Source organism: Pseudomonas sp. ESBL9 (genome assembly GCF_036668715.1).
Taxonomy (GTDB): Bacteria; Pseudomonadota; Gammaproteobacteria; order Pseudomonadales; family Pseudomonadaceae; genus Aquipseudomonas; species Aquipseudomonas lundensis.
In genome coordinates this window covers 529,836-545,060 of the sequence record NZ_JAZEVV010000002.1, presented here as the reverse complement: position 1 = coordinate 545,060, position 15,225 = coordinate 529,836, and the positions used below count along the sequence as shown (strand labels likewise).

The 15,225-nt window shown below is 57.9% G+C and carries 11 protein-coding genes and 1 pseudogene; 6 read left to right on the top strand and 6 right to left on the bottom strand.

Features of this window, described 5'->3' with window-relative positions; genetic code table 11:
* Positions 1-20 precede the first annotated feature (20 nt).
* The 4 genes and pseudogenes from V6F78_RS09055 to V6F78_RS09040 all read right to left on the bottom strand — a co-directional run bounded on the left by V6F78_RS09055 (position 21) and on the right by V6F78_RS09040 (position 4,804).
* Positions 21-1,124, bottom strand: coding sequence for a GlxA family transcriptional regulator (locus tag V6F78_RS09055; protein WP_047278161.1), 1,104 nt, complete (start codon positions 1,122-1,124; stop codon positions 21-23).
* Positions 1,125-1,541: 417 nt separating this feature from the next.
* Positions 1,542-2,389 (bottom strand): annotated as a pseudogene (locus V6F78_RS09050) (IS5 family transposase); the annotation flags it as partial.
* Between the two features lie 190 nt (positions 2,390-2,579).
* Entirely contained in the window at positions 2,580-3,593 is a 1,014-nt protein-coding gene (locus V6F78_RS09045; RefSeq protein WP_332726985.1) for an RHS repeat-associated core domain-containing protein, read from the bottom strand.
* 140 nt (positions 3,594-3,733) lie between these two features.
* On the bottom strand, positions 3,734-4,804 hold the full coding sequence (locus V6F78_RS09040) for an RHS repeat-associated core domain-containing protein (protein ID WP_332726984.1): 1,071 nt from the start codon (positions 4,802-4,804) through the stop codon (positions 3,734-3,736).
* A gap of 426 nt (positions 4,805-5,230) precedes the next feature.
* Here V6F78_RS09040 and V6F78_RS09035 point away from each other — a divergent pair, with 426 nt between their 5' ends.
* Entirely contained in the window at positions 5,231-5,581 is a 351-nt protein-coding gene (locus V6F78_RS09035) for a DUF6124 family protein (protein ID WP_047279164.1), read from the top strand.
* 62 nt (positions 5,582-5,643) lie between these two features.
* On the opposite strand, the gene V6F78_RS09030 is transcribed toward V6F78_RS09035, so the two are convergent.
* Positions 5,644-7,020, bottom strand: a complete 1,377-nt coding sequence (locus V6F78_RS09030) for an L-serine ammonia-lyase (RefSeq protein ID WP_332726982.1) — start codon at positions 7,018-7,020, stop codon at positions 5,644-5,646.
* Positions 7,021-7,369: 349 nt separating this feature from the next.
* On the opposite strand from V6F78_RS09030, the gene V6F78_RS09025 reads away from it, so the two are divergent.
* From V6F78_RS09025 to choV, 3 genes are all read left to right on the top strand, one after another.
* Positions 7,370-8,317: a choline ABC transporter substrate-binding protein gene (locus V6F78_RS09025; protein WP_047295979.1), complete on the top strand. Its 948-nt coding sequence runs from the start codon at positions 7,370-7,372 to the stop codon at positions 8,315-8,317.
* A gap of 69 nt (positions 8,318-8,386) precedes the next feature.
* Positions 8,387-9,232, top strand: coding sequence for a choline ABC transporter permease subunit (gene choW, locus V6F78_RS09020; RefSeq protein ID WP_047279166.1), 846 nt, complete (start codon positions 8,387-8,389; stop codon positions 9,230-9,232).
* Complete coding sequence (gene choV, locus V6F78_RS09015) at positions 9,229-10,407, top strand: choline ABC transporter ATP-binding protein (protein ID WP_047278170.1); 1,179 nt, start codon at positions 9,229-9,231, stop codon at positions 10,405-10,407. Before choW ends, choV begins: the two co-directional genes overlap by 4 nt.
* Before the next feature lie 175 nt (positions 10,408-10,582).
* On the opposite strand, the gene V6F78_RS09010 is transcribed toward choV, so the two are convergent.
* A complete protein-coding gene (locus V6F78_RS09010; RefSeq protein WP_241485541.1) occupies positions 10,583-12,538 on the bottom strand; it encodes a BCCT family transporter in 1,956 nt (651 codons plus the stop codon).
* Between the two features lie 478 nt (positions 12,539-13,016).
* Here V6F78_RS09010 and betI point away from each other — a divergent pair, with 478 nt between their 5' ends.
* Positions 13,017-13,610 carry a transcriptional regulator BetI gene (gene betI, locus V6F78_RS09005; RefSeq protein ID WP_047295983.1) on the top strand — a complete coding sequence of 198 codons (594 nt, stop codon included), beginning with the start codon at positions 13,017-13,019 and terminating at the stop codon, positions 13,608-13,610.
* Between the two features lie 109 nt (positions 13,611-13,719).
* Positions 13,720-15,192 (top strand): betaine-aldehyde dehydrogenase, encoded by a 1,473-nt coding sequence (gene betB, locus V6F78_RS09000; protein WP_047295985.1) that lies wholly within the window; start codon positions 13,720-13,722, stop codon positions 15,190-15,192.
* The last annotated feature ends 33 nt before the right edge of the window (positions 15,193-15,225 follow it).

The following is a 15,225-nucleotide window of genomic DNA, read 5'->3' as shown; positions in this document are numbered from 1 at the left end:
CCCCCGCCCCAGGCGTGCGGTTACAGCCGCACGCTGGCAAACGTCGATTCATTGCGCGCCTGGTTCAACGCCGACAGCGGCCCCGCCAGCGGGCTGAGCAGCAACGACTGCGGGATCGGCACCAACGTGGTCTGTTGCGCGGTGTTGGAGCCTACGCGCTCATCGCGCGGCGGAATGCCAAAATACTCGCGGTAACATTTCGAAAAGTGCGGCGTCGACACAAACCCGCACACCGCCGCCACTTCGATAATCGACATCGGCGTTTGCTTGAGCAGTTGCCGGGCCCGGACCAGCCGCAGCTTGAGGTAATAACGCGACGGCGAACAATGCAGGTATTTCTGGAACAGCCGCTCCAGTTGGCGACGCGACACCGTCACGTACTCGGCCAGCTCGTCAAGGTCGATGGGCTCCTCAAGGTTGGCCTCCATCAACGCCACGATTTCCTGCAACTTGGGCTGATTGGTGCCGAGCATGTGCTTGAGCGGCACGCGCTGATGGTCTTGCTCGTTGCGAATACGCTCGTAGACAAACATCTCGGAAATCGCCGCCGACAACTCGCGGCCATGATCGCGGCTGATCAGGTGCAGCATCATGTCCAGCGGCGCCGTGCCGCCCGAGCTGGTAAACCGGCAACGGTCCAGGGTGAACAAACGGGTGCTCATCGACACCCGCGGGAAGGCTTCCTGCATCGACGCCAGGCACTCCCAATGCACGCTGCAATCAAACCCGTCGAGCAAACCGGCGTACGCCAGCGCCCAACTGCCGGTGCACACCGCGCCCAACCGGCGCGACTGACGCGCTTGACTTTGCAACCATGAAACGTGTTCGCGGGTAACAGTGCGTTGAATACCGATACCGCCGCACACAATCACCATGTCCAGCGCCGGGGCCTTGTGCATGCTGGCATCGGGCGTGACTTGCAGGCCGTCACTGGCCCACACCTGGCTGCCATCGGCGGTGAGCGTGGACCAGCGATACAACTCGCGGCCGGACAACTGATTGGCCATGCGCAAGGGCTCTATCGCGGAGGCCAGGGAAATGAGCGTGAAATTGTCCAGCAGCAAAAAGCCGATGGATTGAGGCGCACGGTTCTGGGGTTGAGCCCCGGAGTTGAACGACGTCATCGCAGTATCTCCTCACACAATGCAGAGAATGGCCCAGGCGCAGGCTCTTGTTATTGCCCACTTGGCTGGGGGCTTGGCGAAGACAACGCAAATGCCATGCCTAAACTTGAATAGCCATTCAATAAAGCCTGAAAACGACGTCGCAATGAGGCTGGGTGGGCGGTGACGCAAACGGGGTGAACAGGCGCGGCGCAACGCGAACTGTGGTCTTGAGCAAATCGGTAGCACTTGCGGGAAACACGAAAGACGAAGCCATGCCAACCAAAATGCAGGTGAGGGATGTGCGCTGAAACAGGGCCGGGTGCCCTTAAACCATGCACACCGCTCCCCTACGGCTCAAGAGTCGCGTATTCGTGAAGAGGCAGATGCTTGGGGAAAGAACACTTCGCGGTGATAATTACGCACACTTTTATAGGCTCTGTACGAAAAGTAATGTCGTAAACATCGCATGGCGCAGGCCAGAGAGACCATCGCGGCATAACTTTTCGCGAGTTTGTCGAAGCGCGTAACGATGCGGCGGTTCTCCTTCAGCTAGCCAAACATACGCTCGATGATATTGCGCTGTCGGTACTTGGGACGATCAAACAGTCTCGGTAACCCCGGCTTAGGTTTGCGCTTCATACTGCGCAGAGGAGTCACCGGCTGCATCCGATACCGGTCGCAGTAGCGACGCAACGCTTCAGCGTCATAGCCTTTGTCCGCCAGCCACCATCGGCAGCGTTTGCGAGGGCGACCGCGCAAGCTGGGTATGTACGCTTCGTCGAGCAACGGCTGAGCGTAAGCAATGTCACTGGTCTGTCCACCGGATAATAGGAACTTCAGCGGGACACCGTTGGCATCGCACAGCATATGGATTTTGGTGGTCAGGCCGCCCCGGCTGCGCCCGAGCGCGTGATCTTGGGGTTCTTCAGGCCCCCTTTTTTCCCAGCTCCAGATGAGGCCCGGGTTGCTCGTACTGCGGTGGAGTCAATCATCCAGGTCTCCAGATCAATTAACCCTTGCTCGTTGAGTTTGATGTGAAGCCGCTTGAGCATCTGGTCAAACGCTCCGCGATTGCGCCAATCACGCAAGCGCTGATAAACCGTCGACCATGGGCCAAAGCGCTCAGGCATATCGCGCCAGGCAGCGCCAGAACAGAGCACCCAGAGGACGCCGTTGAGCATCAAGCGATCATCTGCTCGTGGGCGCCCACTGCGGCGGGGTTCATAGAAGATGTCTGCAACCAAATCCCAGGCGGCGTCGGGGAGTTCGTATCGTTTGACCATCGTGGGCTCCTGCCTTTGATGGTCGCGTACTTTACTGAAACTCGGCGCCTGCGGAATTCAAATTGGTTTCGGCTGATTTCGTACAGAGCCTATGACTGGAGCAGCTTCCATGATCACAAATCATATAACTGGACAACCGAACCGATATACACATGGACACTCAATGCGACCTTCACTCACCACTGATCTTTTAACGATAAGAATCATCACTGTCATAACTTGTATCGCTCTGCACATCTTCCCCATAACGAATTTTCTTTTGCGCAACCTTCAACGTCTTCTTCCTGGCTTCTACACCTCTCAAGAAAAGTAAATTTGCATCTGCGCGTGCCTCTTCAAAATCCATCTGGAGCCTGAAATCGGCGGCCGTGTTGCTCGACCGGCTATAAATGCGACTTACGTATTCAGAATTACTGTTGACTTGAGAGGGTAAAAAACCATGAGCTCTACCTAGCGAAATATCCCTAAGCCGCTCTAAAGAGCTTACACCCCTTAACACAGATTGATTCCCAGAAACTCTGGCGTGCATTGTTTTAGAGGCAATGGAGAGATCAGAGAGTGTTGTTCCGGAGAGCATACTGAGAATTTTTTTCATCGGCACATCAGGTAAATTTTCAAGCGATGGCTTAACTAATTGGCGTACAGGACTCAACCGTCTTCCAAAACGTCCAGCGGCTTTGACCAGCAACACCACAATTTTGAATGACACACGGCCATCTGTATCACGCCGATTAATGGGGTCATTCAAGCAATAAACATAGGCATTAATCCCGCCTCTTCCAAATGGGCTCCAACTGTCCGGACTATTAAACCGCATCAATACCGGATTAAACGCCCGATACCCATTGCCCAATAAATAATGCCCGGTCACGGGGTCAGCACGCTCGCCATTAAACCCCAACACACTGATTAAGCCATTCTCTACCGGACGATGGCCGTAAGCGTTATAAGCCATCGAATGATGTTTATCGGCACCCACTACGTGCAACACCGACTGCTGTAAATCCGTGCCCAATAAGTGGCACTCCTCTTTCGTACGGTCATGTCGCCGTTGACCCAATAACTGACCGCCCTGTTGGAACACGCTATAACGCTGCGTGCCCTCAATCTCCGTCGTTATTCGCGATTGATTGTAGAAGCGTTGAATGCCCGCCGTGTGGATCAGGCGGTCGAGGGGGTCGTAGTGGTAATGGAAAATAGTCATTTTTATTTCCTATTGGCTCTGGCACGAACCTAGCGATTGAACGGTTACATTCAAACTTCCTACGGGTCGATCTGCGACGCCATAACCCTTAAGTTTGGCTTATCCGCATCGTCTCATCGCAGGCATTGTCGCCCCCACTTTCATGCACGCCTGATATCTATATGTTTGGCCTGACGGGTGGGGAAAAAGGTCACAGGATCGTAATTTCGCCGAAGTTCTGGAATCATCTTAAGCATGCCGGTATTACGATAAACAGCCATTTCAACGGTTGGCTGATAAATCTTATTGATCTCCATATTAGGGATTAACGCATTAAGACTGCGTGCTGCCACCGTCCCTCTAAATCCTTTAGTCTTAAGCCCTGTCAAGTTGGCTACTTGTTGAGCAAAATTCCTCTCTGCACTGTGACAGATCATTAATTTTACTGAGTCGTACAATTCAAATTTAACGCCATTTTCACGCGCCAAGTTAACTAACCGCTCAGGATCAACAGGATTTTTTTTTGACCCCAGCACCAACTTACTATTTTCGAAGAAAGAATGAGCATCCAGCACGATTTTACGTTCACCTTTTTTTGTAAATTGGCCATACGCATACATATCAAGGTCAGCCATGATCTTCTTCACGTTAGAAATCGACTTGATATGCCTTCCTAATAGTGCATTTTTATGCCCCCACATCATGTTCGTAACCCCCCTCAACGCAGCCCAAAAAAAATGCCCACTGGGATCTATTCGATTAACGGGGTCCCCGCCAACATACCCATAACTATTTACCCCACCTCGTTCAAATGGGCTCCAACTGTCAGGACTATTAAACCGCATCAATACCGGATTAAAGGCACGGTAGCCATTGCCCAATAAATAATGCCCGGTCACCGGGTCAGCACGCTCGCCATTAAACCCCAACACACTGATTAAGCCATTCTCTACCGGGCGATGGCCGTAAGGGTTATAAGCCATTACGTGCCGTTTATCGGCACTCACTGCGTGCAACACCGACTGCTGTAAATCCGTGCCCAATAAGTGGCACTCCTCTTTCGTACGGTCATGTCGCCGTTGACCCAATAACTGACCGCCCTGTTGGAACACGCTATAACGCTGCGTGCCCTCAATCTCCGTCGTTATTCGCGATTGATTGTAGAAGCGTTGAATACCCGCCGTTTGGATCAGGCGATCAAGGGGGTCGTAGTGGTAATGGTAGGTTGCCATGGGCTTGGGCTCGGCTCAGGGAGACCATCAGATTGCGCTCGCTCGCAGACGTTGACCACTGGCAACGTTGACAGGTTGGCGGGGGTGACTGGCGGGTGAAATCAGGCGATTCGTACGACGCCTCCCTTTCATTCCGAGGAAACTTCCGAGAAAATCCCGCTCGCTTGCGCCGCTCACATTCGGGGTCTAGTCTCGCCCCGTCGCTGCCAAATCAGCGACCGGGTTTAGTAGCCCGTTACAGTGTTCGGCGCACAGCGCCACCTCCGCGAGGCGCTTTTTTTGGCCTCCGCTTTATGGTGGCCGTGCGCAGGGTGCCTTTGGGCACGCCGGGTTCCGAACACTCCGGTCTACTAACCTGCGTACGGCTGCCACCCATTCGTTTAGTAGCGACGGACGGCAGCTCCCTTAATGTGTTCGGAGTTGTTCATGAAAAAAATTGTTCCCGATCCGCCCGCTTTCACCCTGCCGGATGCGGCTGGGTGCACGCCCGAGTCACTGGACCGTGCGGCCGCCAATCGCGCGCTCGACTACTACCTCACCGACCATCGGCCTGTTCGTATTGCGGGCAGTTGCACGTATGCCATCCCCAACAGCGTCAATTTAGAAGCGGCTTTGGCCCAAGCGTCAGACTTGTTGCGCTGCATGGGGGCAACAGCGAACGAGGCGGGGAATGGTTTGCACGGGGCGCAGCGCGATGTGGTGCTGTCGATTGTGCACCTGGCGGAGCTGGCCAGAGCGTATGTCGATAAATCGCTGGATTGTCTGGTGACGCACTAAGCCGCACGCGCCTGCTTGGCGACAGGCGCGTCAAACCGTCCTTGGCCCCGCCGCCGGGGCATTCAGCACTCCACGGCACTCACCGCCAGCCCGCCGCGTGAGGTTTCTTTGTATTTGTCGTGCATGTCGGCGCCGGTGTCGCGCATCGTGCGGATCACCCGGTCCAGTGAAATAAAGTGCTGGCCATCCCCGCGCAAGGCCATTTGCGCCGCATTGATGGCTTTCACCGCCGCGATGGCATTGCGCTCGATGCACGGCACTTGCACCAACCCGCCCACCGGGTCGCAGGTCAGGCCCAGGTTGTGTTCCAGGCCAATTTCTGCGGCATTGCACAGTTGCTCGGGCGTCGCGCCGAGGATCTGCGCCAGCCCCGCCGCCGCCATGGCGCAGGCCGAACCGACCTCTCCCTGGCAGCCCACTTCGGCGCCGGAGATCGAGGCGTTCTTTTTGCACAAAATGCCGATGGCCGCCGCGCTTAATAAATAGTCGACCACGTGGGCCTCGCTGACGTCCTCGCTGAATTTCATGAAGTAGTGCAACACCGCCGGGATGATACCCGCCGCGCCGTTGGTGGGTGCCGTGACCATGCGTCCGCCTGCGGCGTTTTCTTCGTTGACCGCCAGTGCAAACAGGTTGACCCATTCCATCGCGCTGAGGGTTGAGCCGATGACGTTGGGTTTGCCCAGCTCCAGCAGGCTGCGGTGCAACCGCGCGGCGCGGCGGCGCACGTTTAACCCGCCGGGCAGGATGCCTTCGTGGGTGAGGCCCTGTTCGACACAGTCTTGCATGGCGCGCCAGAGGGTCATGAGCCCGCAGCGGATGTCGTCTTCGCTGCGCCATGTGCGTTCGTTGGCCATCATTAGGGCGGCCACGCTCAGGTGGTGCGTGCGGCACAGCTCAAGCAACGCCACGGCGCTGTCAAAGTCATAGGGCAATTGGCTGCGGTCGGCATTGGCCAGGCCGCTGGCGGCTTGCGCTGCGTCCACCACAAAGCCGCCGCCCACCGAGTAATAGGTGTCGCGGTGCAGTTCGCCGTGGTGAGTAGACGCGATCAGGGTCATGGCGTTGGGGTGAAACGGCAGGTTCTGCTCGATCAAGCGCATGTCCCGCGTCCATTCAAAGGCAATGGGTAGGTCGCCGTTGAGCAACAGGGTGTTGCAATCGCGCACGTGCGCGATGCGCGGGGCGATGCAGGTCGGGTCTATGGTGTCCGGCCATTCGCCCATCAGCCCCATGATGACGGCGTTGTCGCTGCCATGGCCCACGCCGGTGGCGGCCAACGAGCCGTACAACTGCACTTCGACGTGTTGCACCTGTTGCAGTTGATCGCGCTCGCGCAACCCTTGCACGAACAACGCCGCCGCCCGCATCGGCCCTACGGTGTGGGAGCTGGAGGGGCCAATGCCAATCTTGAACAGGTCAAACACGCTGATAGCCATGTGCACAAACCTCGGGGGATGAGTGCGCCCATCATCAGCCCTCTTGCGCCGCGCAAAACGTCCACCTGCGACCCACGGTTGCCCGCCAGCGCCTTCGCCGTTTTAAACGCGGGCGCGACGCTAAACACGCGGTTTTCAGGCGATAAATTTCCAGATACGACCTCGCAGGCATCAGATACGACCCTCCCTGTACTGGATGCGACGCTCCCTGTAGGCGTTTGAATTTGACTGTTACATGATCGTTCTTGACTCGATTGCACGATGCCCGGTCAGCCCGGCATTGCCCAACCGCAACTGATACGTACGGTTTCACGCTCGAAACCGCCCCACGAACGCCAGGAGTCGAACCATGAACCACACCCGATCAGTGTTGTTGGCTGCACTGTTGAGTCTGCCGGTCATCACCCACGCCGCCGAACCTGCGCAATGCGCCACGGTGAACTTCTCGGATGTCGGCTGGACAGACATCACCGTCACCACCGCCGTCGCCAGCACGTTGCTGGACGCACTCGGTTACACGACTAAAACCACCATGATTTCGGTGCCGGTCACCTACAAGTCGCTGGCGGACGGTAAGAACATGGACGTGTTTTTGGGCAACTGGATGCCGACCATGGAGAACGACATCAAGCCGTATCGCGACGCCGGGACGGTGGAGACCGTGCGCGCCAACCTGGAGAACGCCAAGTACACGCTTGCCGTCCCTGAAGCGCTCTACAACAAGGGCTTGAAGGACTTTGCCGACTTGCCGAAGTTCAAGCAGGAACTGGGCGCGAAGATCTATGGCATCGAGCCCGGCAATGACGGCAATCGCATGATCCAGACCATGATCGACAAGAACGCGTTCGGCTTGAAAGACGCCGGGTTCAAAGTGGTGGAATCCAGCGAGGCGGGGATGCTGTCGCAGGTCGACCGCGCGCAGCGCCGTGGCACTGACGTGGTGTTTCTGGGCTGGGAACCGCACCCGATGAACACCCGTTTCAAAATGAAATACCTCACCGGCGGTGACGATTTCTTTGGCCCCAATTATGGGCAGGCCACCATCTACACCAATACCCGCAAGGGCTATTCCGAGGAGTGCAGCAACGTGGGTCAGTTGCTGAAAAACCTGGTGTTCAGCCTGGACATGGAAAGCACCTTGATGGGCGAGGTGCTGGATAACAAGATCAAGCCAAACGTGGCCGCCAAGGCGTGGCTCAAACAGAACCCGCAGGTGCTCGACACGTGGTTGGCGGGCGTGACAACGCTGGATGGCAAACCGGGTCTGGAGGCCGTGAAAGCCAGCCTTACGCAGTAACTGCGGGCGCCGGGCAACGGGTTTGCCGGGCGCCGTTTCCATTCCCCCTGCATGCGGACGTTCACTACCATGCTGATCGATCAAAAAATCCCTTTAGGCCAGTACATTGCGGGCTTTGTCGACTGGTTGACGCAACACGGCGCCAGCACGTTCGATGCCATCGCGACGTCGCTGGAAACGATGATCCACGGCGTGACGTTTGCGCTGACCTGGTTCAACCCTTTTGTCTTTATCGGGCTGATCGCCCTGCTGGCGCATGTCATCCAGCGCAAATGGGCGCTGACGGTGTTTGTGGCGCTGTCGTTTCTGCTGATCCTGAACCTGGGCTATTGGCAGGAGACCATGGAGACCCTGGCGCAGGTGCTGTTTGCCACGTTCGTGTGCGTGATTATCGGGGTGCCGCTGGGGATTCTCGCGGCGCACAAACCCATGTTCTACACTTTTATGCGACCGGTACTGGATCTGATGCAGACCGTTCCTACGTTCGTTTACTTGATCCCCACCTTGACCCTGTTTGGGCTCGGGGTAGTGCCGGGGTTGATTTCAACCGTTGTGTTCGCCATTGCGGCGCCGATCCGCCTGACCTATCTGGGCATTCGCGACGTGCCACACGAACTGCTGGATGCGGGCAAGGCGTTTGGCTGCTCGCGACGCCAACTGCTGACCCGCATCGAACTGCCCCATGCCATGCCGAGCATCGCGGCGGGCATCACGCAATGCATCATGTTGTCGTTGTCGATGGTGGTCATCGCCGCGCTGGTCGGGGCTGACGGCCTGGGCAAGCCGGTGGTCAACGCGCTCAACACCGCTGACATCGCGCTGGGCTTTGAAGCCGGGCTGGCGATTGTGTTGTTGGCCATCATGCTCGACCGGATCTGCAAGCAGCCGGACGCCAAGAAAGGAGCCGACGCATGAGCATTATTCGCTTCGATAACGTAGACGTGATTTTCGCCAAAGACCCGCGTGAGGCGCTGGGTTTGCTGGATCAGGGGATGACCCGTGACCAGATCCTGAAAAAAACCGGTCAGATTGTGGGCGTCGAAAAGGCCAGCCTGGACATCGACAAGGGTGAAATTTGCGTATTGATGGGCTTGTCCGGCTCGGGCAAATCCAGCTTGCTGCGCTGTATCAATGGCCTCAACACCGTCAGCCGTGGCCATTTGTACGTGGAGCATGAAGGCAAGCAAATCGACATCGCCTCGTGCAGCCCGGCCGAGCTGAAGATGATGCGCACTCAACGGATTGCCATGGTGTTTCAGAAGTTCGCGTTGATGCCGTGGCTGACCGTGCGCGAGAACATCAGTTTTGGGCTTGAGATGCAGGGTCGCCCGGAGAAAGAGCGGCGCACGCTGGTGGATGAAAAACTGGAGCTGGTGGGCCTGACCCAGTGGCGCAATAAAAAACCGGATGAGCTGAGTGGCGGCATGCAGCAGCGGGTCGGGCTGGCGCGCGCCTTGGCGATGGACGCCGACATTTTGCTGATGGATGAGCCGTTTTCAGCGCTCGACCCGTTGATCCGCCAGGGGTTGCAGGACGAACTGCTGGAGCTGCAACGCAAGCTGAGCAAGACCATTGTGTTTGTCAGCCATGACCTGGATGAAGCGCTGAAGCTGGGCAGCCGCATCGCGATCATGAAAGACGGGCGCATCATCCAGTACAGCAAACCTGAAGAGATCGTCCTCAACCCGGCGGATGATTACGTGCGCACCTTCGTCGCCCACACCAACCCGCTGAACGTGTTGTGCGGGCGCAGCCTGATGCGTTCGCTGGACAACTGCAAACGGGTCAATGGTTCGGTGTGCATTGATCCGGGGGATGATTCCTGGATTGACCTGGCGCAGGGCAACACCATCAAGGGTGTGCGCCAGGGGGCGACGTCACTGAATTTGCAGCAGTGGCAGCACGGGCAGGCCGTGGAAGGACTGGGCCGCGGCCCGACGCTGGTGGACAGCAACATTGGCATGCGTGATGCATTGCAGATTCGTTACCAGACGGGCAACAAACTGGTGCTGCATGACAATCAGCAAGTGGTGGGGATTTTGGGGGATACGGAGCTGTATCACGCGTTGTTAGGCAAGAATTTAGGTTAGACGCGGGCCTTCACCCCCAGCCCTCTTCCAAAGAGAAAGGGCTGGGGTGGCCAGACGATTTAACTGAATGAACGGGCTCTCGCGAACGCCTCAATCAGCCCCCTCTCCCTGCGGGAGAGGGTTGGGGTGAGGGCAAGGGCCAACACGGCCGACCCTGCCTTGCACCCCGCTCCACTCAGCTATACACCCGGCCAAGGAGTTGGCGATGGCTTTCGAACTGGTCGAGCACGTCACGGGTGATCTGGTCATCCGTGAAGCCCATCAAGTCGTACTCCTGACTGCCGTTGTGCAAATACACTTCGGCACGGTAGTAACGGCTGCGCACTTCTTCGCTGCTCGCCGCGTTTTGCTCCGACTCGCTCGGGGCCGCCAGGTAGCCGTCCAGGCTGACTTCGTAAACGAACGGGTTGCCCTCGTCCATTTCAACCCGCACACCCATGCAACGCTTGGCTTTGCCCAGCAGGGTTTGTACGTCCAGGCCCTGACTGCGCAAATGCACGGCCGCTTCTTCCAGCGCGGGCGTCACGTGTTTGTCCATAAAGCGCTGAACCACCGCTTGGGTCGGTTGCAGCTCTTGGGCGGTCAAGCGCTCGCTGAAGAAACCACGACGTCCACGCGCCGCCAGTTCGGCCTGTTCCAGTTCCATTTGGGCGTCCTGACGCATCGCTTTGTGCAGGCCGAACATGAACAGGATCAGCACCACCGAGAACGGCAGGCCCGCCAACACCACCATGGTTTGCATCGCCGCAAAGTTACCGGCGAACAACAGGCCGATGGTCACCAGCGTAATCACCACCGACCAGAAGATTCGCAGCCAGTGCGGGGCGTCTTCGTCGACGTCGCCGCCTTTGCAGGACAGGTTGGCCATCATCACGGCGCCCGAGTCGGCGGGTGTCAGGAACAACACAAAGCCGACAAAGATCGACACGCCGATCACGATTTTCGACGCCGGGTAATGCTCAAGCAGTTGGTAAATCGCCATCGACGGCTGTTCCAGCGCGGTTTTGCCCAGTTCCACTGCGCCCTGGTTGACCACCAGATCCAGCGCCGAGTTACCGAAGATCGACAGCCATGCCAGGGTGAAGCCCAGCGGGATCAGCAGCACGCCCGCCACCAGCTCACGCACGGTGCGGCCACGGGAAATACGCGCGATGAACATGCCGACAAACGGGGCCCAGGAAATCCACCAGGCCCAGTAGAACAGGGTCCACAGGCCCAGCCAGCCTTCGGTTTTGCCGGTGTCGCCTGCATACACGTACAGGTCGAAGGTTTTCATGATCAACCCGTTGAGGTAGTCACCGGTGTTCTGCACAAAGCCGTTGAGCAGGTGCAGGGTCGGGCCGAACAACAACACAAAAATCAGCAAGCCACTGAACAGCACGATGTTCAGGTTGGACAGGCGACGAATGCCGTTTTCAACACCGGAAACCGCCGCGATGGTGGCCACGGTGCTCATCACGATGATGACGATCAGCAGGTTGGTGTTGCTGTGTTCCATGCCGAACAGGTTTTCCAGCCCGGAGGACACTTGCATCGCACCAATGCCCAGGTTGGTCACCAGGCCGAGCAAGGTGACGAACATGCCGAAGCCGTCCACCGCGTGGCCCGCAGCGCCTTTGACCCAACGCTCGCCCATCAACGGGTACAGCGCCGAACGCAAGGCCAGCGGCTGGTTGTGACGGTACGCAAAGTACGCCACGGCCAACCCGACCAACGCGTAGATCGCCCAGCCGTGCAGGCCCCAGTGCAGGAAGGTCAGTTGCAGCGCCTGACGCGCCGCTTCATGGCTGCCCGACACGCCTTGCGGCGGATTGAAGTAGTGGTCCAGCGGCTCGGAGGCGCCGAAGTACAGCAAGGAGATGCCGATGCCCGAGGAGAACAGCATCCCGGCCCAGGCGCCGTAGCTGAAATCCGGGGTGTCTTGCTTGGTCCCCAGTTTCAGTTTGCCGTACGAGGAGAACGCCAGCCCGACCACAAAAATCAGGTAAGCGGCGATCACCACCATGTAGTACCAACCGAAGGTCCGCGACAGCCACTCTTGGGCAACGCCCAACACGCGGCCGGCTTCTTCGGGAGCGGCGATCAGGATGGCAGTCAACAACAGTATCAAGGCAGTGGAGGTGTAAAACACCCAACCGTTGACCGTCACCTTTTGCGGTGGGGTCTTTATAAGAGAGGCAGAACTCATTGCACGGATGCTCCAGGCAGTGCGAGAGAAGAACGATCAACAACGCACCACCCGACTATTCGCTTAGATAGCGATCAACGGTCGGGTGATATAAAGACACCGCAAAAAAACGGCCCCTGTGAACACAACCTTTGTCGCAGCACGCAGGCTGGCGAAAATCCCAAGAGCGCCGCGCCTGTGCCTCTGGCGCGTCTATCGGTCATGACCTTCGCGAGCCGGTGTGCTCCTGCAAAATCAGGGGGTTTGGTGATGTTTGCCGTGCCGAATTGCGCCATTCATGCGTAGGAAACCGGCATCAATCGCGACGAATTGTCGCAGATAGTATTCTTTGTTGATTGAACGTTCAATCAAAACAAAATAGACTGGCCGCCGTTCAGTGAGCTTCCCTGCACTGTCCGCCGGCCCAAGGAGATGAGCAAAAATGCCCAAGGTCGGTATGCAACCCATACGCCGTCAGCAGTTGATTGAAGCCACGTTACAGGCCGTCGATCAGGTTGGTATGGCGGATGCCAGCATTGCGCTGATTGCCCGTTTGGCCGGCGTGTCGAACGGCATCATCAGCCACTACTTTCGAGACAAGAACGGTCTGATTGCCGCCACCATGCGGTACTTGATGAACGTCTTGATCGACAACGTCACCGAGCGCCGCCAAGCGTTGGGTGACGACAGCCCCAGGGCGCACTTGCAGGTCATCGTTGAAGGCAACTTCGACGCCAGCCAGGTCAGTGGCCCGGCAATGAAAACCTGGCTGGCCTTTTGGGCCGCCAGCATGCATCAGCCGTCGTTGCGCAGATTGCAGCGGATCAACGATCACCGCCTGTATTCCAATCTGTGCTGCCAGTTCCGTCGTGTATTGCCGTTGGCGCAAGCCCGCTCGGCAGCCCGCGGACTGGCGGCTCTCATCGATGGTCTTTGGTTGCGGGGTGCCCTGTCGGGAGACGCTTTCGACACCGAGCAGGCGCAACGCATCTGCTACGAATACATGGATCTACAACTGGCGAAACAGGTGAGTTAGGCCTCAATGACTGCTTAACCCCTGAACTGTCGTGAATCTGAGTTGCCCCAGTCAGATGGCATCCAGTGACACGATCAACGCCAACCACTTATGCACTTGCGAGGATTTTATGGCCCGTTTCGAACTGCAAAAACTTTACATCGACGGCGGCTACACCGACGCCAGCAGCGATGCAACCTTCGATGCCATCAACCCGGCTAACGGCGAAGTCCTCGCCCAAGTGCAGCGTGCGACCAAAGAAGACGTCGAACGCGCCGTTGTCAGCGCTGAAAAAGGCCAGAAGATCTGGGCCGCCATGACCTCCATGGAGCGTTCGCGCATCCTGCGCCGTGCCGTGGACATCCTGCGCGAGCGCAACGATGAGCTGGCCGCACTGGAAACCCTGGACACCGGCAAGTCGTACTCCGAAACCCGTTACGTCGATATCGTGACCGGCGCCGACGTACTGGAATACTACGCGGGCCTGGCCCCAGCCATTGAAGGCGAGCAAATCCCGCTGCGTGACACCTCGTTCGTCTACACCCGTCGCGAGCCGCTGGGCGTTGTGGCCGGTATCGGCGCGTGGAACTACCCGATCCAGATCGCACTGTGGAAATCGGCTCCGGCATTGGCCGCGGGCAACGCGATGATTTTCAAGCCAAGCGAAGTGACGTCGCTGACCACCCTGAAACTGGCTGAAATCTTCACCGAAGCCGGCCTGCCGAACGGTGTGTTCAACGTTCTGACCGGCAGCGGCCGCGAAGTCGGCACCTGGCTGACCGAGCACCCGCGCATCGAGAAGATCTCGTTCACCGGCGGCACCGACACCGGCAAAAAAGTAACGTCCAGCGCCACCAGCTCTTCCTTGAAGGAAGTGACCATGGAACTGGGCGGCAAGTCGCCGCTGATCATTTTCGACGACGCCGATCTGGACCGCGCTGCCGATACCGCAATGATGGCCAACTTCTACAGCTCGGGTCAGGTCTGCACCAACGGCACTCGCGTGTTCGTACCGACGGCGCTCAAAGCCGCCTTCGAAGCCAAAATCCTGGAGCGCGTTGCGCGCATCCGCATCGGTAACCCGGAAGACGAGAACATCAACTTCGGCCCGCTGGTTAGCTTTGCTCACATGGAAAGCGTGCTGGGCTACATCGCCAAGGGTAAAGAAGAAGGCGCCCGTCTGCTGTGCGGCGGCGAACGTCTGACCGAAGGCGCACTGGGCAAAGGCGCCTACGTGGCCCCGACCGTGTTCTCCGATTGCACCGACGAGATGACCATCGTTAAAGAAGAAATCTTCGGCCCGGTGATGAGCATCCTGACGTACGACACCGAAGAGGAAGTCATCCGTCGCGCCAACGACACCGAGTTCGGTCTGGCCGCCGGTCTGGTGACCAAGGACCTGAACCGCGCGCACCGCGTGATTCATCAGCTGCAAGCCGGTATTTGCTGGATCAACGCCTGGGGCGAGTCCGACGCAAAAATGCCAGTAGGCGGCTACAAGCAGTCGGGCATTGGCCGCGAAAACGGCATCAGCTCGCTGGCGCAGTACACACAGATCAAATCGGTACAGGTCGAGCTGGGCGATTACGTTTCGGTGTTCTAAGCCTGGCACAAGGCTGCGAGCACGCCTGTACGG

What these genes read in the sequence shown, in the direction of transcription:
- V6F78_RS09055 (WP_047278161.1), bottom strand. Translation starts at nt 1,124, where the DNA reads ATGACGTCGTTCAACTCCGGGGCTCAACCCCAGAACCGTGCGCCTCAA.
- V6F78_RS09045 (WP_332726985.1), bottom strand. Translation starts at nt 3,593, where the DNA reads ATGACTATTTTCCATTACCACTACGACCCCCTCGACCGCCTGATCCAC.
- V6F78_RS09040 (WP_332726984.1), bottom strand. Translation starts at nt 4,804, where the DNA reads ATGGCAACCTACCATTACCACTACGACCCCCTTGATCGCCTGATCCAA.
- V6F78_RS09035 (WP_047279164.1), top strand. Translation starts at nt 5,231, where the DNA reads ATGAAAAAAATTGTTCCCGATCCGCCCGCTTTCACCCTGCCGGATGCG.
- V6F78_RS09030 (WP_332726982.1), bottom strand. Translation starts at nt 7,020, where the DNA reads ATGGCTATCAGCGTGTTTGACCTGTTCAAGATTGGCATTGGCCCCTCC.
- V6F78_RS09025 (WP_047295979.1), top strand. Translation starts at nt 7,370, where the DNA reads ATGAACCACACCCGATCAGTGTTGTTGGCTGCACTGTTGAGTCTGCCG.
- choW (WP_047279166.1), top strand. Translation starts at nt 8,387, where the DNA reads ATGCTGATCGATCAAAAAATCCCTTTAGGCCAGTACATTGCGGGCTTT.
- choV (WP_047278170.1), top strand. Translation starts at nt 9,229, where the DNA reads ATGAGCATTATTCGCTTCGATAACGTAGACGTGATTTTCGCCAAAGAC.
- betI (WP_047295983.1), top strand. Translation starts at nt 13,017, where the DNA reads ATGCCCAAGGTCGGTATGCAACCCATACGCCGTCAGCAGTTGATTGAA.
- betB (WP_047295985.1), top strand. Translation starts at nt 13,720, where the DNA reads ATGGCCCGTTTCGAACTGCAAAAACTTTACATCGACGGCGGCTACACC.